The sequence below is a fragment of the Pseudomonas sp. PvP001 genome (assembly GCF_040546375.1).
Lineage (GTDB): Bacteria > Pseudomonadota > Gammaproteobacteria > Pseudomonadales > Pseudomonadaceae > Aquipseudomonas > Aquipseudomonas coleopterorum.
The window spans coordinates 1,359,076-1,381,210 of sequence record NZ_JBEPNQ010000001.1; the positions used below are offsets into that span (position 1 = coordinate 1,359,076).

Sequence of the window (22,135 nt, forward strand, 5' to 3'; positions counted from 1 at the left end):
TCCTCACGCATTCAAAAGATCGTGTTCGGCTACGGCCCGTTCAACCCAGACCTGGGCCTGGCCCAGGTAGTGCGAAGGGTCCAGCAGACGGTCCAGTTCATCGGCACTCAATTGCTCGGTGACCTGCGGCTCGTCGCCGAGCACCGCACGCAGGTGGCGGCCTTGAGCGACGGCCTGCTTGCAGCACTGTTCCAGCACATGGTGCGCGCGGTCGCGACCGATCCGCTGGGCCAGCACGATGCTGACGGCTTCGGCCAGCACCAGGCCCTGGGTCAGGTCCAGGTTCGCCCGCATGCGCTCAGCGTCGACCTGCATGCCATCGGCAATGGCCAGGGCCTGCTGCAACGCACCGGAAACCAGGCAGCAGATCTCCGGCAGGGTTTCCCACTCGGCATGCCACAGCCCCAGGCTGCGTTCATGCTCCTGGGGCATGGCGCTGAACAGCGTCGCCACAAGCCCCGGCACTCGGGTGGCAGCGCCGATGAGCACTGCCGCACCGACCGGATTGCGCTTGTGCGGCATGGTCGACGAACCGCCCTTGCCCGGCGCGGACGGCTCGAACACTTCCGCCGCTTCGGTCTGCATCAACAGGCTGATGTCCCGGCCCAGCTTGCCCAGGCTGCCGGCCATCAGGCCAAGTACCGAGGCCAGTTCCACCAGCCGGTCGCGCTGGGTATGCCAGGGCTGGTCGGGCAGGTTCAGGTGCAGTTCCTCGGCCAGCGCCCGGGCCACCGGCATTGCCTGTTCGCCGAGAGCAGCCAAAGTGCCCGAGGCACCGCCGAACTGCAGGCAGGCCAGCCGTGGTCTGAGCTCCCGCAGACGTTGCCCGCTGCGGGTCAGGGCGCCGAGCCAGCCGGCGATCTTCATGCCCAGGGTGACGGGCGTGGCGTGTTGCAGCCAGGTGCGTCCGGGCATGACCGTGGCGGCATGGCGACGGGCCTGCTGGCTCAGCGCCTCGCTCAGACGTTGCAGGTCGGCTTCGATCAGGTCGACCGCCGCCAGCAGTTGCAGGACCAGCCCGGTGTCCATCACGTCCTGACTGGTCGCGCCCAGGTGCACATAGCGCTCGGCATCGGGGTCGGAAGCGGCGATGACCTTGCCGAGCATCTTGACCAGCGGAATGGCCGAATTGCCGGCGCTGGCGATGGTTTGCGCCAGGGCCTGGAAGTCGTACTGCTCGGCCTTGCAGGCGGCCTCGATGGAGGCGACTGCCGAGCTGGGTATCACGCCGACGCGGGCCTGGGCCCGAGCCAGCGCGGCTTCGAAATCGAGCATGCCCTGCACCCGGCCATGGTCGCAGAAGATCTGGCGCATGGCGGGCGCAGTGAAATAGACATCGAACAACTGATTGTTCGGCGGTTGGCTCATGGAACTCCCCTGTAACGGCGCGCCACACAAGGCGCGCCTGTGGGCTTAATGGTCGGCATGCAGGTACTTGGGTTGCTTGGGCAAGCGCAGGCTGAACAGGAACGCGATCGCCATCATCACCGTCACGTACCAGTAGAATGCGTTTTCGTTGCCCATGTTCTTCAGGTTCAGCGCGACGAACTCCGCCGACCCGCCGAACACGGCGTTGGCCACGGCGTAGGCCAGGCCAACGCCCAGCGCGCGCACTTGCGGCGGGAACATCTCGGCTTTGACCAGACCGCTGATCGAGGTATAGAAGCTGACGATGGCCAAGGCCAGGGTGATCAGCACAAAGGCCAGGAACGGGCTGGTGACGGTCTTCAATACCATGAGGATCGGCAAGGTGCACAAGGTGCCCAGACCGGCGAACCAGAGCATGGAGGTGCGTCGGCCGATCCGGTCGGCGAGCATGCCGAACAGTGGCTGCATGCACATGTACAGAAACAGCGCGCCGGTCATGATCAGGCTGGCGGTCTTGGCGTGCAGGCCCGCGGTATTGACCAGGTATTTCTGCATGTACGTGGTGAAGGTGTAGAAAATCAGCGAGCCACCTGCGGTGTAGCCCAACACGGTGATGAACGCCCCACTGTGGTTCTTGAACAGCCCGGCAATGCTGCCGGCGTCCTTGTCGTTGCGGGTTTCGGCGGTACTGGTTTCCTCCAGGGTACGGCGCAGCAACAGCGAAATGATCGCGGCCACCGCACCGACGAAGAACGGAATACGCCAGCCCCACGCGCGCAGTTCCTGCTCATCGAGAAACTGCTGAAGGATGACCACGGTCAGCACCGCCAGCAGTTGTCCGCCGATCAGGGTGACGTACTGGAACGATGCAAAGAAGCCACGCTGGCCGCGCAAGGCCACTTCCGACATGTAGGTGGCCGTGGTGCCGTATTCACCGCCCACCGAAAGGCCCTGGAACAGACGGGCCAGCAGCAGGATGATCGGCGCCCAGACGCCGATGGTCGCGTAGGTGGGCAGGCAGGCGATCACCAGCGAGCCGGCGCACATCATCAGCACCGAGATCATCATCGAATTCTTGCGGCCATGCTTGTCGGCCACCCGGCCGAACAGCCAGCCACCGATGGGCCGCATCAGGAAGCCCGCCGCGAAGACCCCGGCAGTGTTGACCAATTGCACGGTGGGATCGTCGGAGGGAAAGAACGCGGGGGCGAAGTAGATGGCGCAGAAGGCGTAGACATAGAAGTCGAACCACTCCACCAGATTGCCCGATGACGCGCCGACGATTGCGAAAATGCGCTTCTTGCGCTCCTCACCGGTGTAATGAACTGTTGTCATGTTTTAGTTCTCATTGAGGTCGGTAAAGGCTAGACATAACCTGTTACAACCCCAGGCACAAGTCAGGTGGCTGCTTGATACATAGAGTATGGCTTGATGGCCTCTTCGCGGGCAGAGGGCTCGCCGCCCGCCCCGCTCCCACAGAAAAACCCGCTCCCACATATATCAAATGTTCTTGTGGGAGCGGGCTCTGCCCGCGAAGAGGCCGGTGAAGCCCCTCAAACCCGCTCGATCGCCAACGCCAACCCCTGCCCTACCCCCACGCACATCGTCGCCAGCCCGCGCTTGCCGCCGCTTTTTTCCAACTGATGCAGCGCCGTCAACACCAGTCGCGCACCGCTCATGCCCAGCGGATGACCCAAGGCAATCGCACCGCCGTTCGGATTGACCTGCGCGGCATCGTCCGCGAGCCCCAGGTCGCGCAGCACCGCCAGGCCCTGGCTGGCGAACGCCTCGTTGAGCTCGATCACGTCGAAGTCCTCGACCGCCAGGTTCAGGCGTTCGAGCAGTTTGCGCACGGCCGGCACCGGACCGACCCCCATGACCCGCGGTGCTACCCCGGCACTGGCCATGCCCAGCACACGGCCACGGGCGGTAAGGCCATGCTTTTGCACCGCCTCGGCGCTGGCGAGGATCATCGCGGCGGCGCCGTCGTTGACACCCGACGCGTTGCCCGCCGTCACGGTCTTGTCGGCGCCGTTGACCGGCTTGAGCCTGGCCAGGGTTTCCAGGGTGGTGTCGGCGCGCGGATGCTCGTCCTGCTCGACCACGGTTTCGCCCTTCTTGCCCGGAATACGTACCGGCACGATTTCTTCGGCGAAGAAACCCGCAGCCTGTGCGGCAGCGGTGCGCTGCTGGCTGCGCACGGCGAAGGCATCCTGGTCTTCACGGGAGACCTGGCAATCGTCGGCCACGTTATCCGCCGTCTGCGGCATCGCATCGACGCCGTACTGGGCCTTCATCAGGGGGTTGATGAAACGCCAACCGATGGTGGTGTCTTCGAGTTTCATGTTGCGGGAAAAACCGGCATCGGCCTTGCCCATGACGAAAGGCGCGCGCGACATCGATTCGACGCCACCGGCAATCGCCAGCTCCATTTCGCCACTGGCGATGGCGCGGAACGCCGTACCCACCGCATCCATGCCCGAAGCGCACAGGCGGTTCAGGGTCACTCCAGGTACACCTTCGGGAAGACCGGCCAGCAGCAGCGCCATGCGTGCGACGTTGCGGTTGTCTTCGCCCGCCTGGTTGGCACAGCCCATGAACACCTCGTCCAGCTGCGCCCAGTCCACGCCGGGGTTGCGTTCGAGCAACGCCTTGATCGGCACCGCTGCCAGATCGTCGGCGCGAACGTGGGCCAGGCTGCCGCCGAAGCGACCGATGGGCGTACGCACCGCATCGCAAATGAATACGTCACGCATCATGCTTCTCCCGGTGCCTGGCCGTGGGCGGCCGCCGTGCGTGCTTCCAGGGCGCGCAACGCTTCAAGTTCCGTAGCGTCAGGCTCGGCCGTGGTCTGCACATCGTCGGCGAAGCGGATCGGCCAGCCGGTCGCTGCGCTGATTTGTTCACGCGTCACGCCCGGGTGAATGGACGTCACCACGAATTCGTTGGAACCAGCTTCAGGTTCCATGATGCACAGGTCGGTGATGATCCCTACCGGCCCCTGTCCTGGAAGGCCCAGGCGCTTGCGCGAATCGCCGCCTTCGCCGTGGCCGACCGAGGTGACGAAGTCGAGCTTCTCGACGAAGCTGCGGTGCGACTGCTTGAGAATGATCAACACGCTCTTGGCCGACCCTGCAATCTCCGGTGCACCACCGGCGCCCGGCAGGCGGACCTTGGGCTGATGGTAGTCGCCCACCACCGTGGTGTTGATGTTGCCGAAACGATCGACCTGAGCGGCGCCGAGAAAGCCGACGTCGATGCGTCCGCCTTGCAGCCAGTAGCGGAAGATCTCACCGGTAGGCACCACGGTGTCGGCGGTTTCCGCCAGTTCGCCATCGCCGATGGACAGGGGCAGCACAGTGGGTTTCGCGCCGATCGGGCCGGACTCGTAGATCAGCACCACGTCCGGCGAGGAGGTCAGACGGGCCAGGTTGGCGGCCTTGGACGGCAAGCCGATGCCGACGAAGCACACCGCGCCGTTTTGCAGACGCCGCGCGGCTGCGACGGTCATCATCTCGTTGGTGGAGTAAGTCATGGGGTCACCTGCGCTGCGGTTGGCCAGTTTCGCTTGGTATTCGCTGAAGTCCTGGGTACCGCGGATGTACGTGTCGATCCAGGCGGTGAAGGTCGCCCGGTCGCGGGCGATCGGGTCCCAGGCCTGGTAGAACACGTTGTCGCGCTCGGTGTAGCCATGGGCGTAGGACGGATGCGCACCACCGGGCACATGGCACACGGCGGCCAACGCCCAGGTCGGCAACACGCAGCTGTTCATCGGCGCGTTGAGGTCATCGACGATTTCCTCGACGGTGACGATGCAGCGCTTGGCGGCCAGCGCCGCTTCCTTCTGCACCCCCAGAATGCCCCATAGCAGCACGTTGCCCTTGCGGTCGGCTTTCTGCGCATGGATCACGGTGACGTCGGGGCGTACCGAAGGCACGGCCGCGAGCACTTCGCCGGTGAACGGGCAGGTGACTGTCTTGATCAGCGGGTTGACCTTGGGCAGGTCGGAACCGGCGTAGGCCCGCAGGACTGCGAACGGCAGGCCGGAGGCACCGGCGACGTAGGCATTGGCCAGGTCGGCATGGCTGTGTTCTTCGATCTCCAGCGGCTGGGGCCACTGCTTCTCGACCGCGTCGCGCAGTCGATGCAGCGAGCCGACACCGGGGTTGCCACCCCACGAGAAGATCAACTTGCGAGCGCAACCGGCGCCGATCAACTGATCGTAGATCAGGTCGGGGGTCATGCGGACCAGCGTCAGGTCTTTCTTGCCTTGACGAATGATCTCGTGACCTGCGGCGGTTGGAATCAGGTGGGTGAAGCCTTCGAGCGCGACGGTGTCACCATCGTTGACGAATTGCTTCACCGCATCGGTAAGCGACAGGATTGCAGCCATGTGGGCAGGACTCCTCGATACTGTGAGCCATCTTGTTTGAATGAAGCTGGCGTACAGGTTAGGGCGCCAGCTCCTCACGAACAATCCGATTATCGACTATCCGTTCGATAATCGAACGATACAGCGGCGTGTTTCAGGTCGCGTCGGCGTGGCTGACGCGACTCTTGATCAACAAGGCCACGGTGGCCAGCACGGCAGGAACGACCAGCGCGGTCAGGACCTGTTCGAAATTCCAGCCAAGGCCCAGCAAGGTCGCGCCCATCCAGGCCCCCAGGATCGCGCCGAAACGGCCGATCCCCAGCATCCAGGACACCCCGGTGGCACGCCCTTGCGTGGGGTAGAAGCGCGCGGCCAGCGACGGCATGGCCGACTGCGCGCCGTTGACGCACATGCCGGCAATCAGTACCAGCGTCGCCAGCAGCGTGATGTTGCCCAGGCTTTGCCCGACTGCGTAGGCGAACACGCCAGCGAGCAGGTAGAACGTGGCAATGACCTTGTGCGGGTTGAACCGGTCCATGGCCCAGCCTACGCCCACGGCACTCAGTACACCGCCGAACTGGAACAGCGCGCCGATGAACGCGGCCTGCTCCAGGCTCGCGCCGCTTTCGCGCATCAGCGTCGGCAGCCAGCTGGTCAGGAGGTAGACGATCACCAGGCCCATGAAGTAGGTCAGCCACAGCAGCAAGGTGCCAGCGCGGTAGGTGCCGGAAAAGATTACCGCCAGCACGTTGCTCGCCTTGACGGTTTTCTGTTCGGGCACGCTGAAACGCTCGGCCCGCGCCACCTGCTCCGGGTCGATCGGCGCCAGGGTGCGGCGTATCTTTTCCACGCCCTTGTTGCGCACCACCAGATACCGCGCCGACTCGGGCAGCCAGATCATCAACACCACCGCCAGCACCAGCGGCAGCACGCCGCCGAGCAACAGCAGGCTGTGCCAGCCGAAGGCGGGAATCAGCTTGGCGGACATGAATCCACCTCCGGCCATGCCGAGGTTGAACCCACAGAACATGCTGGTCACCAGCAGCGAACGAAAGCGCTCCGGGGTGTATTCGGACAACAGCGTAGTGGCGTTGGGCATGCCGGCCCCCAACCCCAACCCGGTGAGAAAGCGCAGGATCAGCAGCTGATCGACGTTGCTGCTGTAGGCCGAAGCCAGGCTAAACCCGCCGAACACCAGCACGGCGCCGACCAGCACCAGCTTGCGCCCGAAACGGTCGGCCAATGGCCCGGAGCCCAAGGCGCCGAACACCATGCCGATCAATGCGGCGCTCATCACCGGTCCGAGGCTGGCGCGGTCGATGCCCCACTCCTGCGACAGCGCAGGTGCGATGAAGCCCATGGCGGCGGTGTCCAGCCCGTCGAGGAAGACGATCAGGAAACACAGGATGACCACGCGCCATTGATAGCGCGACAGCGGTCGGTCGTTGATCAGGGTCTGCACATCCAGGCACAGCCCCGCAGCGTTGGCAGGTTTGTTCATTGTTGTTCTTGTCATTGTGATTGTCCGGGAAAGACGGGCACGTCGATGCGGGCCATGCGGCCGCATGCCTGGGCAGTCGAAGGTCTAGGGGTGTCGCGTGACGAGCGTCGGAAGGGAAAGGGAGTAAAAGCTGGAGGCGTTGCGCATGAGGTGATCCTCGCTATTGTTATTGGCGACCGCTTGAGCGGTCGATGCGATGGACATTAGTCAGCGCGCCCCGGCCGGGTCAATCGGGCACCGGCGGATGTGTGCGGTCACCGCACACTGCCGTGCAGAGCGCCCGCCGAGCGTTCAAGCGAACAGTTGCGCGCTCAGATCGCGACTGGCCGACAGCATGATCGGCAGAAAACGCTGCTCAAGTTCCGCCCGGGTGACGCGACCGGCATGGGTGCTGACATTGAGCGCGGCCAATACCTGCCCCGACGCGTCGTACACCGGCACGGCAATCGAACGCAGCCCTTGCTCCAGCTCCTGATCGACGATGCACCAGCCCTGCTGGCGAACCTGTTCCAGGCACTCCAGCAACGCGGTTTTGTTGGTCAGGGTCCGGCTGGTCTTGGGCGCAAGATCGGTGTGCTGCAGGTATTCGTGCAGCGACGCGTCGTCGAGTGCCGCGAGCAGGATGCGACCCATGGAGGTGCAATACGCCGGCAGCCGACCGCCCACCGACAGGTCCACCGAAATCAGCCGCTGGGTCGTGGCCGAACGGGCAATGTAGAGGATGTCATCGCCTTCGAGGGTGGCCATGTTGCAGGCTTCGTGCAATTGCTCGCTCATCCGGTCCAGATACGGTTGCGCCGACACGGCCAGGGGCGTGGAGGACAGATAGGCATGGCCCAGGGTCAGCACTTTGGGCAGCAGCGAGTAGGTGCGCCCATCGGTGGTGGCATAACCCAGCTTGATCAGGGTATGCAGACAGCGCCGCACGGCAGCCCGCGGAATTTCCGTACGGTGGCTGATCTGCGCAATGGTCAGGTGTCGCTTGCGCTCCTGGAACGCCTGCACCACCGCCAGTCCGCGGGCCAGCGAAGTCATGAAGTCCGGGTCGCCGGTGAAGGCCTGAATGCGCTTGGCGGGCGATGCGACGATCGGCGGGGCCAGTGAGCTGAACGCAGGGCGCTGTGGCACTTTCGAACCGGTCGCTGACGTGCCTGCCGGTGGTGTGTGTTCGCTCATGGTGCTGCCCTCTGGAATGTTCGAAACCGACCGAGGGCGATTATCGGACCGGTGGGCGATAATCGCAAATCCATTGCGTTGATCCGATTTCGGGCAGGATAGTGTTGCCAGGCGGTTCTGAAACTTATTCCTGTCTGTGCTTTCTCAGATTGTGTTCTGCATATTGATACACACCGAATGAACGGCCTCCCTGCCCTGTCGCGGTTGCAACCGGCTACAATGCGGGCTCCAACTGCCAGGCGGCTTTCGACGCCTCATCGGTGGGTTTCAACTTTCCAAATAACAGAGTGATAAACGTGACGAAAGACGAACTGCGCGCGCAACTGGAGCGCCAGGAACAACGTTACAAGGAAGTCTACGGCGGTGAGATCACCACCTATGCCGCTCAGCCAGATCCAGAACGCAAACCGTGGCGCAAACGTGCCAGCATTCTCGATCAGGCCTTTCAGGAAGAGATCCAGAAGATCGAAAAGGATCTCGAGCAACAGAACGCATGACACAGGCGTGGCAGGCGGCCGTTGGCCGCTTGTGCCACGTCAATTGCCTTCAGAATTGCGTCATTCGCTGACAAATTTCATACGCCCGTTTGAATGATTCGTCTGGCTTGCTGCTTTATCGTGCCCTATCGATAGCCCGAATTTTCGGGGCTCAAGCCAGGCTCGTCTGCAGGCCATGCGCTGCGACCATTGCCCAATCGCTCGAAAAGCGGACCCACCGGTCAGCGCCTGGGGGGTCATACCGTGTCGATTTCTGGCATAATCGCGCCCCCTCAATGGCCCGGTCACAAAACCTTCATGATCGAATTATTCAGCGCACTGGATGCGTGGGTGCTGATCAGCCTGTTCTTAGCGCTGGCATTCGTACTCACCTTCGAATTCATCAACGGCTTTCATGACACCGCCAACGCGGTCGCCACAGTCATCTATACCAAGGCCATGCCGCCCCATCTGGCGGTGTTCCTGTCCGGTATCTTCAACTTCCTCGGTGTACTGCTGGGCGGCGTCGGCGTGGCCTACGCAATCGTTCACCTGCTGCCGGTCGAGTTGCTGATCAACGTCAACACCGGACACGGCCTGGCCATGGTGTTCTCGCTGCTGGCCGCGGCCATTACCTGGAACCTGGGCACCTGGTACTTCGGCATTCCGGCGTCGAGCTCGCACACCCTGATCGGCTCGATTCTGGGCGTGGGCCTGGCCAACGCACTGATCAACGACATCCCGCTGGGCGACGGCGTCAACTGGCAGAAGGCGATCGATATCGGCGCCTCGCTGGTGTTCTCGCCGCTGGCCGGCTTCGTGGCGGCGGCCCTGGTGCTGATCGGCCTGAAGTGGTGGCGTCCGGCGTCCAAGATGCACAAGACGCCTGAGCAGCGCCGCAAGCTGGACGACAAGAAACACCCACCGTTCTGGAATCGCCTGGTGCTGGTCCTGTCGGCCATGGCCGTGAGCTTCGTGCACGGTTCCAACGATGGTCAGAAAGGCATCGGCCTGATCATGCTGGTGTTGATCGGTATCGTTCCGCAGCAGTTCGTGCTGGACCTGAACGCGACCACCTACCAGATCGAGCGGACCCGCGACGCGACCCAGCACCTGAGCCAGTTCTACCAGCGCAACCAGGCCACCCTGGGTGAGTTCCTGGCGCTGGGCAAAGCTCAGCAGGGCGATCTGCCGGAGAAATTCAGCTGCAATCCACAGCAGACCGAACCGACCATCGCGGCGCTGCTGAGCACCCTCGAAGGCGTCTCCGACTACCACTCGCTGGCTGCCGAACACCGTATCGAAGTGCGTCGCTACCTGCTCTGCCTGGATGATACGGCGAAGAAGGTCGGCAAGCTGCCGGCACTGGAACCGCGCGAGAAATCCGACCTGGAGAAACTGCGCAAGGACCTCACCGCCACCACCGAGTATTCTCCGTTCTGGGTGATTCTGGCCGTGGCCCTGGCGCTGGGTATCGGCACCATGGTCGGCTGGAAGCGTGTGGTTCTGACCATCGGCGAGAAGATCGGCAAGCAGGGCATGACCTATGCCCAGGGCATGTCGGCTCAGATCGTCACCGCGTGTGCGATCGGCGCGGCCAACGTGTTCAGCCTGCCAGTGTCGACCACCCACATCCTGTCCTCGGGCGTGGCCGGGACCATGGTGGCCAACAAGAGCGGCCTGCAAGGTGGCACGGTTCGTACCATCATGCTGGCCTGGGTGCTGACCCTCCCGGCCTCCATGGGCCTGGCGGCCGGTCTGTTCTGGTTGGCCAGCCAACTGGTGGGATGACCACTGCGTGATACTCTGCAAAAAGGCGCCCGCGGGCGCCTTTTTGCATGGCTGAAGAAACCTCCTGCGCTACTTGCGCTTGCTCCCTCCCAACAGGGAGCCCATCAAGCCACGCACCAACTGGCGGCCGAACTGGTTGGCAGCCTGGCGCATCGCCGACTTCAACGCCTGCCCCGCTGCCCCACTGAGAAACTCGCCGGCCTTGTCGGCCAGGCTCGGCTCCGACGGCTGTACCGGATCTGCCGTCGGCGGCAGTTTGCGCGCGGTCAGCATTTCATAGGCGGACTCGCGGTCGATCGGCTTGTCGTAGCGACCGGCGAGCGGCGAGTTGCGCACCGTGGCCGCGCGCTCGGCGTCGGTCAGTGGGCCGATGCGCGACTGCGGTGGCGCGATCGCGACCCGTCGCACCATCGCCGGGGTGCCTTTTTCCTGCAGCGTCCCGACCAAGGCTTCACCCGTGCCCAATTCGGTCAGCACGGCCAGGGTGTCGAACTCGGGGTTGGGTCGGAAGCCTTCGGCGACGGCCTTCAGGGCCTTCTGCTCGCGGGCGGTGAATGCACGCAGGCCATGCTGGATGCGCAGGCCCAGCTGGGCCAGCACTGCATCGGGCAGGTCGCTGGGCGACTGAGTGACGAAGTACACGCCAACGCCCTTGGAACGGATCAACCGCACCACCTGTTCCAGACGATCCTGCAAGGCCTTGGGCGTGCCGTTGAACAGCAGGTGGGCTTCGTCGAAGAACAATGCCAGCAGCGGCTTGTCGGCATCACCGCGCTCAGGCAACTGCTCGAACAGTTCGGCCAGCAGCCACAGCAGGAACGTGGCATAGACCTTGGGAGCTTCGTGGACCAGGCGGCTGGCGTCGAGCAAATGGATACGGCCGCGACCCTCGGCGTCGGGGTGCAGAATGTCTTCCAAGCGCAAGGCCGGCTCGCCGAACAGCGCTTCGGCGCCCTGCTGTTCGAGGCTGGCCAGACGGCGCAACAGGGCCTGGCTCGACCCCGTGGTCATCAAGGCGCTGTCGTCGCCCAGCAGCTCGGGATTGTCCCGAAGGTGGTTGAGCAAGGCCTTGAGGTCCTTGAGGTCGAGCAGCAGCAGGCCCTCGCGATCGGCCACCTTGAAGGCGGCGTACAGCGCCGACTGCTGGCTGTCGGTGAGCTCCAGCAGGCTGCCCAGCAGCAGCGGCCCCATTTCGCTGAGCGTGGTTCGCAGCGGATGGCCGGATTGGCCGTGAATGTCCCACAGCGTGACCGGGCTGGCCTGCGGGCGATAATTGAGCCAGGGCATCTGGGCGATGCGCTCGGCGATCTTGCCCTGGGGGTTGCCGCTGGCACCCAGGCCACACAGGTCGCCCTTGATATCGGCGGCGAACACCGCCACCCCGGCCTCGCTGAACGCCTCGGCCAGGCGCTGCAGGGTTACCGTCTTGCCGGTCCCGGTGGCCCCGGCGATCAAACCATGGCGGTTGGCCAAGCGCAGGTCCAGGCCTACGGGTTCACCGCTTGAATCGGCACCGAACAGTACGTGTCTGGCATCCGTCATCTTGCACCTCTGCTGTTATTCAATGAAGCATGGGGCAGCGTAATGCCAAACAGACCGGTGTGCAGGAAAAACGTGCGCTGGAACAATTTCTGTGGGAGTCGGTGAGGGCCTCTTCGCGGGCAGAGACCCGCTCCCACACACATCCGTACCCACCTCTGTGGGAACGGGGCGGGCGGCGAGCCCTCTGCCCGCGAAGAGGCCAGCACAATCAACCCAAGATCAACTGCCCCACAACGCCAAGCCGCTGACGAATCCCCCCGACGCGGATATCATCTCGGCCACGACGGCCTGGCGCCGGCCCACACGGACTTTCCCATGCAGCGCACTCCCCTTTCGCTTCCCTGCAACCTCGCGACGAACCTCCAGCCATGAACCGAATGCTGTGGCTGGTCCTGATCATCGTCGTCGCCGTACTGATTCCAGTGATCATGGGCGGCACCGAAATGCTTCAGCGCCTGCGCGGATTCTCGTTGCTTCTGCTGCTGGGCATGTTCGGCATGATCTGCGTCGGTTGGGTGGTGAACGCCATGCGCCTGCGCCTGCTGCTGGCCGAGCAGGCGGCGCGCATCGGTCGGCTGAAGACCGTGGCCGTGGTGATGGCCGCAGAGTTCGCCTATTGCGCCACCCCTGGCGGCAGCGGCGCACCGCTGACACTGCTGGCGCTGCTCGGCCGGCACGGCATCGGCGCGGCCAAGACCAGCGCGGTGTTCGCCATGGACCAACTCAACGACCTGATGTTCTTCTTTTTCGCCCTGCTGTGCATTCTGGTCTACGCGCTGTTTCACAACCTCAGCCAGGCCCTGGAAAGCATGCTGCTGGCCAGCGGCATCCTGATGGCCGGGGCCTTGGTCGCCTGCGCAGTACTGGCGCGCTATCACCGCCCGGCGATCAAGCTCAACGGTCGATTCCTGCGACTGCTGCGGATCAAGCCGGCCACGCGCCGGCGCTGGGCACGCAAGCTGCTGCACTTTCTGGATGCCTTCGCCGACAATTTCCGTCTGCCCCGCCGCGTGCTCGCCCAGGTGTTCGCCTTGACCTGCGTACATTGGACGTTGCGCTACAGCGTGCTGTATTTCACCTTGCAGGGATTGGGTAGCGAAGTGGACTGGGCGTGGAGTTTCCTGATCCAGATGCTGGCCCTGAGTGCCGGCCAGTTCAGCCTGTTGCCCGGTGGCGCGGGCGCGGCCGAGCTGGCCTCGGCCGCGTTGCTGGCACCCATGGTGGGCAAGTCGACCGCCGCCGCCGCCATCCTGATCTGGCGACTGGTGACCTACTATTTCTACCTGATCGCCGGCGGCCCGGTGTTCGTCGCCCTGCTGGGCAAGCCCCTGCTCAACAAGTTGCTGCGGGCTCGTCAGGCTTGAGCTCGGCAGGCGTGTCGGCGTCGCGGGCAGGCGCACCCTGCTGCTTCTCCGACACCTGTTGCGCCCACAACGCCTCGGCACCGGGAAACTCGGTGCCGTGCTCTTCGCTCAGCGCTTCGGGATCATAACGGCTCGCGCAACCCGCACCGAGCACCGGCAACGGCTTTGCACTGGCCTTGTCGCCGGGCTCGTTCATGTTCAGCTGAACACGACGGTCTTGTTGCCGTGCACCATTACCCGATCTTCCAGGTGATAGCGCAGGCCACGGGCCAGGACCATCTTCTCCACGTCGCGGCCGAAACGCACCATGTCGTCGATGCTGTCGCTGTGGCTGACCCGGACCACGTCCTGCTCGATGATCGGACCGGCGTCCAGCTCTTCGGTCACGTAGTGGCAGGTAGCACCGATCAGTTTCACGCCGCGCAGCAAGGCCTGATGGTAAGGCTTGGCACCGACGAAGGACGGCAGGAAGCTGTGATGGATGTTGATGATCTTGCCGGCATAGGCCTGGCACAGCTGCGGCGGCAGGATCTGCATGTAGCGCGCCAGCACCACGACGTCGGCCTGGTGCTGATCGACCAGGCGCGAGACCTCGGCAAACGCCGGCAGCTTGTCCGCAGGGTCGACCGGCACGTGGTAGTAGGGAATGCCATGCCATTCGACCATGCTGCGCAGGTCATCGTGGTTGGAAACCACACAGGCGATGTCGCAGTCCAGCTCGTTGCTGTGCCAGCGGTGCAGCAGGTCGGCCAGGCAGTGAGATTCGCGGCTGGCCATGAGCACCACGCGCTTCTTCTGCGCGGTGTCGGTGACCCGCCATTCCATGGCGAATTCTTCGGCGATGGGCGCGAACGCAGCGCGGAACGCCTCGATGTCGAACGGCAGGGTGTCGGCACGAATTTCGTGGCGCATGAAGAACCAACCGTTCTGGTCATCGGAGTGGTGGTTCGATTCGGTGATCCAGCCATTGTGGGACGCCAGGAAATGGCTGACTTTGGCAACGATGCCAACGCGGTCCGGGCAAGCGGTCACCAGCCGAAAAGTGCGCATGTATTCAAACTCCAGAAACTTCGCAAAGGGCGCCATTCTAGCGGTTGACGGGCAAGTCTGCAGTATTGATTGCAGCCTTGGCTGTCAGGTGCAGAGCCGCCCCGCTGCGCCGATCGGGCCGAGGAGCGCAATGTCGGTACGGTAACGGGTATTAAATAGATGGGCCGATTCAAACATGAAAAACCCTTCACCTTGAGCCGGGATAAAAAGCCTGGAAAAAGCAGTGTTTGCGTTAAATGTTTACTTGGGTCCGAAGGATGCTTATTATCACGACACTGTTTTCACTGACACTTGCATTGCCGAGGTATCACCATGTCCCTGATCAACGAATATCGCGCTACAGAAGAAGCCATCAAAGAGCTTCAAGCCCGCTTGAAAAACCTGTCGCAAGACGACAAATTGCAAACCGAACTGGAATTCGAAGGCAAATTGCGCACCCTGATGGGCGAATACCAGAAATCGCTGCGCGACATCATCGCCCTGCTGGATCCGGAAGCCAAGTTGAACAAGGCACCGCGTCCTGCCACCGGCAAAGTTACCGGCACCAAGCGTGCACGCAAGGTCAAGCAATACAAGAACCCGCACAACGGTGAAGTCATCGAAACCAAAGGTGGCAACCACAAGACCCTGAAAGAATGGAAAGCCAAATGGGGTGGCGATGTGGTCGAGACCTGGGCCACTTTCCTGGGCTAATCGTTACATCTTGTAAGTCGCACCGCGCCAATCAAAGAACGCCAGTCCCCGGACTGGCGTTTTTTTATGGCCTCTGTTCAGCTCAATGAGACACCATGCCCACGCGTACCGCCAATGCCTGAGCGTAGGCCTGCCAATGCCGCAGCACTTGCGTCTGCGCCGGATCGGCCTTGGCCATGCACTCGCCCAGCTCGGCATTGAAACCCTGCAAGGTAGTGGGTGCGCCAAATACAGGATCGCTCAGGCGCTGTTGGCAGAATTGCAACCAGCGCTGTGTTTCAAGAGGATTCAGTGTATCCGGAAAGTTGCGCGCCCTGTAGCGAAACAGTAATTCGGGCAGTCGATCGTCATCGAACATAAAGTCGGCACGGGCCAACTGTTCTGGATCCAATGTACGAATGCGTTCACACAATAACCGGTCGCGGTCGCCAATGAAGCTGTCGTACAACTGCTGCTCTGGATCGGCACTCTCCGAAAACGTCTGCGCTTGATAGAGCGGTGACAGTTTGTAATGCCATTGCGGCTGGTCATTGCATAAGCGCATTGCGCGAGCCTGATAGAGCGGTTTATCCAGATTCAGGCGCTGCCAGTCTTCATCGCGCAATACGCTGAGTGGTGCGATGACCGGGCAGCGATTGATGTGCAGAAGTTTCAAAGGCACGGGCGCTTCGCCTTCGGCCAGATCCTGACGTCGCTTGTACAAACGCTCTTGCAATATTTCGATACTTTGTTCGATCAAGGGCTGGGGATCATGCGCCAGATCATAGACGATCAACGCATTGCGATTGGTCGGATGCCACGCCAGTGGCAGAACCACTGCGGCATAGCGTCGCGCTGCACCGAATTGACCGGAAACATGTACCAGCGGCTGCAACAGCTGAATGTTTTGCTGCACCCGTTGTTTACTGCGCATTTGAAACAGCCAGTCGTACAGTTTGGGTTGGCGCTGGCGGATCAAACGTGCAAGGGCGATGGTGGCGCGGACGTCGGACAGCGCGTCATGGGCCTGCCCATGGTCGATGCCGTTGGCCGCCGTGAGCAGCTCCAGGCGCATGCTGGCGCGCCCGTCCACCTGTGGCCATTCGATGCCGTCCGGACGCAGGGCATAGGCCGCCCGCACCACGTCGATCAGGTCCCACCGGCTGTTGCCACCCTGCCATTCCCGCCCATAGGGGTCGAAGAAATTGCGGTACAGGCTGTAACGGGTCATCTCGTCATCGAAGCGCAGGGTGTTGTAGCCGGCTCCGCAGGTACCGGGCATGGCCAGTTGTGCGTGGACCCGGGTCATGAAATCGGCCTCGCTCAGGCCACGGTCGGCCAGGCGCTCGGGGGTGATGCCGGTGATCATGCAGGCCGCAGGGTGCGGAAGAATGTCGTCGCTGGGCTGGCAGTACAGATTGACTGGCGCGGCGATCTCGTTGAGGTCGGCATCGGTGCGGATCCCGGCGACCTGCAAGGGCCGGTCGCAGCGCGGATTGATGCCGGTGGTTTCGTAGTCGTACCAGAAGATGCTGGAAGTCACTGAGGTGTCCTGTGCGCAGTAGCGCGACAGTGTAGAGCCCTGCCCGGCATCCGGCCACGCCTGCCGAGCAGCTTCAGCCGCGGCGGCGGAACACGGCCACGCTCAGGCGATCCATCCAGCCAAAGATGCGCTGCTGGACCCGCCCCCAGAACGGTCGACGGCGCCAATCGCTCAGACTGACTTCGTGGCTGGCCGCAAAGTCGGTGGTGAAGCTGCGCTCGACCGCCTCGGTCAGGCCGGGATCGAGCGCTTCGAGGTTGGCTTCCAGGTTGAAGCGCAGGTTCCAGTGGTCGAAGTTGCAGGAACCGACACTGACCCAGTCATCGATCAAGACCATTTTCAGGTGCAGGAAACAGGGTTGGTATTCGTAGATCTTGACCCCGGCCCTGAGCAGCTTGGGGTAATAGTTGTGCCCGGCGTAGCGCACCGAGGGGTGGTCGGTGCGCGGGCCGGTGAGTAACAGCCGTACATCCAGGCCGCGACTGGCCGCCCGGCGCAGCGAACGGCGCACCTTCCAGGTCGGCAGAAAATACGGCGTCGCCAGCCAGATGCGCCGTTGCCCGCTGTTGAGCGCGCGCACCAGCGATTGGAGGATGTCGCGATGTTGCCGGGCATCGGCATACGCCACCCGCCCCAACCCCTGCCCGCCTTCGGGCATGGGCGGCACCCGCGCCAAGCCGAAATGGGTGGGCGGGCGCCAGGCAGTACGCCTGAGGTTGGCGCGCCATTGGCGGTCGAACAGCATCTGCCAGTCGGCGACCAGGGTGCCGGTGATGGCGACCATCACTTCGTGCCATTCGCTGACACTTTCATCCGGCTGCCAGAATTCATCGGTCACGCCGGTGCCGCCCACCATCGCCCATTGCTGGTCCACCAGCAGCAGCTTGCGGTGGTCGCGGTACAGGTTGCGCACGCCGCGACGCCAGCTGATCGGGTTGTAGAAGCGCAGCTCGACGCCGGCGTCGGTCAGCTGCGCGCGCAACTCCGCGGTGAAGGCCAGCGAGCCGTAGTGGTCGAACAGGCAGCGCACATGGACACCACGCACTGCAGCCGCCTGTAGAGCCTGAACCACAGCCGCCGCGCAGGCACCGGCTTCAACCAGGTAGAGTTCGAGATCGATCGTGTGCTCGGCCTGGCCGATGCGTTCGAGCATGCGCGGAAAGAACTGCGGCCCATCGATGAGCAGTTCGAACTCGCTGGAATTGCGCCATGGGAACACCGGCCCGCCCATATCAGCGCCCCTTCATGACAGGTAGGGTCGCTTGCAAGCCGTTCGAATCACGCATGGGCAGTCCTGTAACCAAGTGAAAGAAGAGGCCAGTGATCGACGCAGGCAACGTGGCGTGGGCAGTTTCATCCATCACTCCCCGGAATCAACCGGCAGCCTTGCCGCGGACCGACCCAGGCTGCTGTGTTGCTGCGTCCCAGCCCACTGGCCAGGACCCGCCGCTGGCCCGAGTCTTCGCTCAGGCTGCTCAGCGGCAGATACTGTCTGATGTAGCTCTGACAGTACTCGACGCTGTTTTGCATGACGTAGCGGCATGAACAGTACTCTTTTGCCGAATAGGCACTGAGGATGTCCGGAAATGCCAGCAACTGGGTGCGCTCGTGCCACAGCCAGGTGGCCGCCGCCAGCGATAGCAGCAGGCTGAGGGCCACCCAGGCGCGCTTGCCGGTACTCATTGGCCACCCTCCGGGGCAAAGGCGGCCAGCAGCCGTTGCAGCAGTGCATCATGGCTGAAGCTGGCATCGCGATCGTCGGCATAGCGCACGATCACCAGGCCCTGCTCGGGCAACACGTAGAGGGCCTGCCCCCAGTGCCCCAGCGCCGCCATCGTGCTGCGGGGGGCATGGGGCCAGGCGGCGTTGCTGTTGAGCCACCAATGCGCGCCTGCGGCCGGCTCGCCCGGAACGTCCTGGCTCGGGGCGAATGGGGTGCGATTGAAGGCCACCCAGGCCTGAGGCAGCAACTGCCGGCCCTGCCATTGGCCATCGCGCTGCATGAGCAGGCCCACGCGCGCCAGATCCCGCGCGGTCAGGTAGGCATATGAAGAGGCGACGAAGGTGCCGCTGGCATCGGTTTCCCACACCGCCCGGTCGATGCCCAGCGGGGTGAACAGCGCCTGCCAGGGGTAGTCCGGATATTCATGCAGGCCGACCATGTTGCGCAGCGCGGCGGCGAGCAGATTGCTGTCGCCGCTGGAGTAACTAAACCTTTCGCCGGGGGCATGGGCACGTCGGTGGCTGGCAGCGTAGCTGGCCATGTCCTGGCGGCCGCGGGTGTAGAGCATCGCCACCACCGATGAATTGAGCGGTGCGTATTCGTAGTCCTCCTCCCAGTCCAGGCCCGAGGCCCAGTGCAACAGGTCCTCGACCCGGATGTCACGATGCGCGTCGAGCGGCTGGAAATAGTCGGCGGCGGCATCCTCCAGGGCAAAGCGCCCTTCGCCGTAGGCCACGCCCATCACCGTGGCCAGCAGGCTCTTGCTGATCGACCAGGTGGCATGCACCCGATCGGCGGCGCCGGGCCCGGCGTAACGCTCGTAGACGATCTCGCCGTCGCGGATGACCAGCAATGCGTCGGTGCGCACGCCTTCGCGCGTGACGTCATCGCGCGGCACGAACGCATAGCGCTCCAGCTCGGCAATGGCCGGCGACGCCGGTGCCAATGCCTGGCGCCACTGCGCGGACGGCCAGCTTTGCGCACCCACCGATACCGAGCACAGCAGAAAGATCGACAGGATAAACAGACGCGACATGCGAGAAAGGCTCGTGAGCGGGTTGGCGCGAGTGTGCAGTGCGGGTATGACAGCCGTTCGCTGCAAGAGTTGTGTGGCATGCGGCCGCCGGGTCTGTCACGCAAGCATCACCAAAGCTTCACGGGGGTGACACCGCGTCTTCTTAGGCTGGCCATGCCTAGCAAAATCGACCTGCCGCACTCACCGGCCGGCTTTTGGAGACTTGCAATGACTCAGATCGCACGCTCTGGCGACACCCGTACCGAACGCCGTCTGCAGGCCGAACGCCTCACCGGTCCGCAAGCTCTGCACGAGGCCCAGGCCCTGCGCTTCGCCGTGTTCAGCACCGAACTCAACGCCACGCTCAAGAGCGCCGAGCTGGGTCTGGACGTCGACGACTACGATGCCCACTGTCAGCACATCGGAGTGCGCGACCTGGCCACCGGGCGGCTGGTGGCCACCACCCGCCTGCTCGATTATCAAGCGGCCAATCGCCTGGGCCGCTTCTACAGCGAAGAGGAATTCAGCCTGCACGGTCTGCGGCATCTGCAGGGCTCGATCCTGGAAATCGGCCGGACCTGCGTCGCGCCCGCCTATCGCAACGGCGGCACCATCGCGGTGCTCTGGGGCGAGCTGGCCGAGGTGCTCAACGAAGGCGGCTACGATTACCTGATGGGTTGCGCCAGCATTCCGATGCAGGACGGCGGCATCCAGGCCCAGGCGATCATGCAGCGGCTGCGCGAGCGCTACCTGTGCACCGAGCACCTGCGCGCCGAGCCGAAGATGCCACTGCCGAGCCTGGACATCCCCGGCAACGTCATCGCCGAACTGCCGCCGCTGCTCAAGGCCTACATGCGTCTGGGCGCGAAGATCTGCGGCGAGCCGTGCTGGGACCCGGATTTCCAGGTGGCCGACGTGTTCATCCTGCTCAAGCGCGACGACCTCTGCCCGCGTTATGCCCGCCACTTCAAGGCGGCCGTGTGATGCCGCGCTGGCGCGTCTACGCGCGCATCCTGCGGCTGCTCTGGGTGATCGGCCTGGGCCTGGCGCTGGCCGGGACGTTCAGCCTGCTGGAGCGGTTGCGCGTACCGAACTGCATGGAGCGGCGCCAGCGCTGGTCGCGCTGGTTCATGGAACGGCTGAGCAACGCCCTGCCCTTCGAAGTCACCGTGCAGGGCGAGTTGCCACGCACGCCCATGCTATGGGTCGGCAATCATGTGTCCTGGACCGACATCCCGCTGCTCGGCATGCTGGCGCCGCTTTCGTTCCTGTCCAAGGCCGAAGTCCGCACCTGGCCGGTGGCCGGCTGGCTGGCGCTCAAGGCGGGGACGCTGTTCATCCGCCGCGGTGCGGGCGACAGCCAGTTGATCCGCCGGCAGATGACCCAGCACCTGCGCAACGATCTGGACCTGATGATCTTCCCCGAAGGCACGACCACCGATGGACACAGCCTGCGGACGTTCCATGGGCGGCTGATGTCCAGCGCCATCGATGCCGGCGTGGCGGTGCAGCCGATCGCAATTCGTTACGAACGGGGCGGCGATCTGGATCCGATTGCGCCCTTCGTGGGCGATGACGATTTGTTGTCGCACCTGTTGCGTCTGTTTGCGCAGCCTCGGGGGCAGGTATTGATTCAGGTGCTGACGCCGATTGCCAGCACCGGCAAGGAACGGGCGGCGCTGGCCTTTGAAGCGCAGGAGGCGGTGCGGGTGGCGTTGTTCGGTGAGGTAGAGGAGATGCGGCGGGCGGCGTGAGTCAGGTGTTCCGAGTTGCCTCATTCGCGGGCAGAGCCCGCTCCCACATTCCTTACCGTGTGGGAGCGGGGCGGGCGGCGAGCCCTCTGCCCGCGAAGGCGTTGGCACAATCACCGCATCGCCAGAGCGAACCCCTGCACCACCGGATAGAACGCCCGGAAATCCTCGCTCAGCGGCTCATACAGCGCCTGCACTTCCTCGAACGCCCCGGCCAGCCCCTCGGGCTTGGACAAGCGCCGCGAGATGCCTTGCAGCACCTGCTCGATGACCCGGAAATCGCGGTACGACCCCAGCCAATCCTCGGCGATCATGTGCGGCGCCATGGCCGCCAGCCGTCCGGGCAGGTCGGCTTCGGCGGCCAGCACGCGATAGACGTGACGTGAGAAGTCCGCCAACGGCTGCTGTGAATAATCCGCCCAGTGCCGCGCCAGGCAGTGATCGAAAAACACGTCGACGATGATCCCGGCATAGCGTCGCCGCTCTGCCGGAAAACGGCCGATGGCACCCAGCACCAGCGGATGGCTGTCGGTGAACGCGTCGATCTGCCGATGCAGCCGGATGCCGGCTTCCAGGGGCGCGCTGAAGCGCCCCTCCAGGCGACCCTTGACGAAATCGCCATAGAGGCTGCCGAGCAGTTGCTCAGGTAAAGGACCGCCGAGATGAAGGTGCGCAAGGTAGTTCATGCCGGGCAGCTTAGCACCATTGCGCCTGTATCGTTATAACCCGATATAGCCGAGCGGCCATTCGTTAGCACGCAATCATATTTGTATATCGCGAAATACAGATAT

General features: G+C 63.6%; 20 protein-coding genes and 1 pseudogene. 6 read left to right on the forward strand and 15 right to left on the reverse strand.

Features of this window, described 5'->3' with window-relative positions:
- Positions 1–3: 3 nt before the first annotated feature.
- The 7 genes and pseudogenes from ABMD26_RS06205 to pcaR all read right to left on the reverse strand — a co-directional run bounded on the left by ABMD26_RS06205 (position 4) and on the right by pcaR (position 8,417).
- A complete protein-coding gene (locus ABMD26_RS06205; protein ID WP_354308630.1) occupies positions 4–1,368 on the reverse strand; it encodes a 3-carboxy-cis,cis-muconate cycloisomerase in 1,365 nt (454 codons plus the stop codon).
- A 45-nt stretch (positions 1,369–1,413) separates the two neighbouring features.
- Positions 1,414–2,703, reverse strand: coding sequence for an MFS family transporter (locus tag ABMD26_RS06210; protein ID WP_354308632.1), 1,290 nt, complete (start codon positions 2,701–2,703; stop codon positions 1,414–1,416).
- Positions 2,704–2,921: 218 nt separating this feature from the next.
- Entirely contained in the window at positions 2,922–4,127 is a 1,206-nt protein-coding gene (gene pcaF, locus ABMD26_RS06215; RefSeq protein ID WP_177331312.1) for a 3-oxoadipyl-CoA thiolase, read from the reverse strand.
- Positions 4,124–4,903, reverse strand: coding sequence for a CoA-transferase subunit beta (locus tag ABMD26_RS06220; protein ID WP_049860674.1), 780 nt, complete (start codon positions 4,901–4,903; stop codon positions 4,124–4,126). The genes pcaF and ABMD26_RS06220 overlap by 4 nt, the downstream gene beginning before the upstream one ends.
- 21 nt (positions 4,904–4,924) lie before the next feature.
- A pseudogene (locus ABMD26_RS06225) lies at positions 4,925–5,761 on the reverse strand (CoA transferase subunit A); the annotation flags it as partial.
- Positions 5,762–5,894: 133 nt separating this feature from the next.
- Positions 5,895–7,241: a 4-hydroxybenzoate transporter PcaK gene (gene pcaK / locus ABMD26_RS06230; protein WP_049860672.1), complete on the reverse strand. Its 1,347-nt coding sequence runs from the start codon at positions 7,239–7,241 to the stop codon at positions 5,895–5,897.
- Positions 7,242–7,532: 291 nt separating this feature from the next.
- The gene (gene pcaR, locus ABMD26_RS06235; protein WP_354308635.1) at positions 7,533–8,417 is read right to left on the reverse strand and encodes a pca regulon transcriptional regulator PcaR; all 885 of its coding nucleotides are present in this window, start codon (positions 8,415–8,417) and stop codon (positions 7,533–7,535) included.
- Positions 8,418–8,713: 296 nt separating this feature from the next.
- Here pcaR and ABMD26_RS06240 point away from each other — a divergent pair, with 296 nt between their 5' ends.
- Together ABMD26_RS06240 and ABMD26_RS06245 are read left to right on the forward strand one after the other, a co-directional pair.
- Positions 8,714–8,914, forward strand: coding sequence for a hypothetical protein (locus tag ABMD26_RS06240; protein WP_049860670.1), 201 nt, complete (start codon positions 8,714–8,716; stop codon positions 8,912–8,914).
- A 297-nt stretch (positions 8,915–9,211) separates the two neighbouring features.
- Positions 9,212–10,684, forward strand: a complete 1,473-nt coding sequence (locus tag ABMD26_RS06245) for an inorganic phosphate transporter (RefSeq protein ID WP_134722566.1) — start codon at positions 9,212–9,214, stop codon at positions 10,682–10,684.
- 69 nt (positions 10,685–10,753) lie between these two features.
- Here the strand turns inward: ABMD26_RS06245 and ABMD26_RS06250 are convergent, their stop codons facing one another.
- Entirely contained in the window at positions 10,754–12,226 is a 1,473-nt protein-coding gene (locus ABMD26_RS06250) for a helicase HerA-like domain-containing protein (protein WP_134722565.1), read from the reverse strand.
- Positions 12,227–12,594: 368 nt separating this feature from the next.
- Between ABMD26_RS06250 and gpgF the strand changes: the two genes are divergently transcribed.
- Positions 12,595–13,590 carry a glucosaminyl phosphatidylglycerol flippase gene (gene gpgF / locus ABMD26_RS06255; RefSeq protein WP_056845088.1) on the forward strand — a complete coding sequence of 332 codons (996 nt, stop codon included), beginning with the start codon at positions 12,595–12,597 and terminating at the stop codon, positions 13,588–13,590.
- Here gpgF and ABMD26_RS06260 read toward each other — a convergent pair.
- Complete coding sequence (locus ABMD26_RS06260; RefSeq protein WP_192000190.1) at positions 13,559–13,786, reverse strand: hypothetical protein; 228 nt, start codon at positions 13,784–13,786, stop codon at positions 13,559–13,561. The genes gpgF and ABMD26_RS06260 overlap by 32 nt on opposite strands.
- 2 nt (positions 13,787–13,788) lie before the next feature.
- Positions 13,789–14,640, reverse strand: coding sequence for a formyltetrahydrofolate deformylase (gene purU, locus ABMD26_RS06265; RefSeq protein ID WP_354308639.1), 852 nt, complete (start codon positions 14,638–14,640; stop codon positions 13,789–13,791).
- Between the two features lie 312 nt (positions 14,641–14,952).
- Here purU and mvaT point away from each other — a divergent pair, with 312 nt between their 5' ends.
- Positions 14,953–15,333: a histone-like nucleoid-structuring protein MvaT gene (gene mvaT, locus ABMD26_RS06270; RefSeq protein ID WP_049860664.1), complete on the forward strand. Its 381-nt coding sequence runs from the start codon at positions 14,953–14,955 to the stop codon at positions 15,331–15,333.
- Between the two features lie 82 nt (positions 15,334–15,415).
- Here mvaT and sbcB read toward each other — a convergent pair whose 3' ends face one another.
- The 4 genes from sbcB to ABMD26_RS06290 all read right to left on the reverse strand — a co-directional run bounded on the left by sbcB (position 15,416) and on the right by ABMD26_RS06290 (position 19,614).
- Entirely contained in the window at positions 15,416–16,855 is a 1,440-nt protein-coding gene (gene sbcB, locus ABMD26_RS06275) for an exodeoxyribonuclease I (RefSeq protein WP_354308642.1), read from the reverse strand.
- A 73-nt stretch (positions 16,856–16,928) separates the two neighbouring features.
- Complete coding sequence (locus tag ABMD26_RS06280; protein WP_090356588.1) at positions 16,929–18,086, reverse strand: phospholipase D-like domain-containing protein; 1,158 nt, start codon at positions 18,084–18,086, stop codon at positions 16,929–16,931.
- A 122-nt stretch (positions 18,087–18,208) separates the two neighbouring features.
- Positions 18,209–18,538, reverse strand: a complete 330-nt coding sequence (locus tag ABMD26_RS06285) for an amidase (RefSeq protein ID WP_282346830.1) — start codon at positions 18,536–18,538, stop codon at positions 18,209–18,211.
- Complete coding sequence (locus tag ABMD26_RS06290; protein WP_354308645.1) at positions 18,535–19,614, reverse strand: serine hydrolase domain-containing protein; 1,080 nt, start codon at positions 19,612–19,614, stop codon at positions 18,535–18,537. The genes ABMD26_RS06285 and ABMD26_RS06290 overlap by 4 nt, the downstream gene beginning before the upstream one ends.
- Before the next feature lie 207 nt (positions 19,615–19,821).
- Here ABMD26_RS06290 and olsB point away from each other — a divergent pair, with 207 nt between their 5' ends.
- Positions 19,822–20,577 (forward strand): L-ornithine N(alpha)-acyltransferase, encoded by a 756-nt coding sequence (gene olsB, locus ABMD26_RS06295; protein ID WP_134722560.1) that lies wholly within the window; start codon positions 19,822–19,824, stop codon positions 20,575–20,577.
- Entirely contained in the window at positions 20,577–21,347 is a 771-nt protein-coding gene (locus ABMD26_RS06300) for a lysophospholipid acyltransferase family protein (RefSeq protein ID WP_314568582.1), read from the forward strand. The genes olsB and ABMD26_RS06300 overlap by 1 nt, the downstream gene beginning before the upstream one ends.
- Positions 21,348–21,457: 110 nt before the next feature.
- On the opposite strand, the gene ABMD26_RS06305 is transcribed toward ABMD26_RS06300, so the two are convergent.
- Positions 21,458–22,030, reverse strand: coding sequence for an acyl carrier protein phosphodiesterase (locus ABMD26_RS06305; RefSeq protein ID WP_354308648.1), 573 nt, complete (start codon positions 22,028–22,030; stop codon positions 21,458–21,460).
- Positions 22,031–22,135: the final 105 nt, after the last annotated feature.

Bases quoted from the DNA above. Each gene is read 5' to 3' on its own strand.
- ABMD26_RS06305 (WP_354308648.1), bottom strand. From the start codon at position 22,030: ATGAACTACCTTGCGCACCTTCATCTCGGCGGTCCTTTACCTGAGCAA.
- ABMD26_RS06250 (WP_134722565.1), bottom strand. From the start codon at position 12,226: ATGACGGATGCCAGACACGTACTGTTCGGTGCCGATTCAAGCGGTGAA.
- ABMD26_RS06290 (WP_354308645.1), bottom strand. From the start codon at position 19,614: ATGTCGCGTCTGTTTATCCTGTCGATCTTTCTGCTGTGCTCGGTATCG.
- gpgF (WP_056845088.1), top strand. From the start codon at position 12,595: ATGAACCGAATGCTGTGGCTGGTCCTGATCATCGTCGTCGCCGTACTG.
- ABMD26_RS06280 (WP_090356588.1), bottom strand. From the start codon at position 18,086: ATGGGCGGGCCGGTGTTCCCATGGCGCAATTCCAGCGAGTTCGAACTG.
- ABMD26_RS06285 (WP_282346830.1), bottom strand. From the start codon at position 18,538: ATGAGTACCGGCAAGCGCGCCTGGGTGGCCCTCAGCCTGCTGCTATCG.
- ABMD26_RS06300 (WP_314568582.1), top strand. From the start codon at position 20,577: ATGCCGCGCTGGCGCGTCTACGCGCGCATCCTGCGGCTGCTCTGGGTG.
- ABMD26_RS06220 (WP_049860674.1), bottom strand. From the start codon at position 4,903: ATGACTTACTCCACCAACGAGATGATGACCGTCGCAGCCGCGCGGCGT.
- pcaK (WP_049860672.1), bottom strand. From the start codon at position 7,241: ATGAACAAACCTGCCAACGCTGCGGGGCTGTGCCTGGATGTGCAGACC.
- pcaF (WP_177331312.1), bottom strand. From the start codon at position 4,127: ATGATGCGTGACGTATTCATTTGCGATGCGGTGCGTACGCCCATCGGT.
- ABMD26_RS06260 (WP_192000190.1), bottom strand. From the start codon at position 13,786: ATGAACGAGCCCGGCGACAAGGCCAGTGCAAAGCCGTTGCCGGTGCTC.
- mvaT (WP_049860664.1), top strand. From the start codon at position 14,953: ATGTCCCTGATCAACGAATATCGCGCTACAGAAGAAGCCATCAAAGAG.
- ABMD26_RS06210 (WP_354308632.1), bottom strand. From the start codon at position 2,703: ATGACAACAGTTCATTACACCGGTGAGGAGCGCAAGAAGCGCATTTTC.
- ABMD26_RS06205 (WP_354308630.1), bottom strand. From the start codon at position 1,368: ATGAGCCAACCGCCGAACAATCAGTTGTTCGATGTCTATTTCACTGCG.
- ABMD26_RS06245 (WP_134722566.1), top strand. From the start codon at position 9,212: ATGATCGAATTATTCAGCGCACTGGATGCGTGGGTGCTGATCAGCCTG.
- olsB (WP_134722560.1), top strand. From the start codon at position 19,822: ATGACTCAGATCGCACGCTCTGGCGACACCCGTACCGAACGCCGTCTG.
- purU (WP_354308639.1), bottom strand. From the start codon at position 14,640: ATGCGCACTTTTCGGCTGGTGACCGCTTGCCCGGACCGCGTTGGCATC.
- pcaR (WP_354308635.1), bottom strand. From the start codon at position 8,417: ATGAGCGAACACACACCACCGGCAGGCACGTCAGCGACCGGTTCGAAA.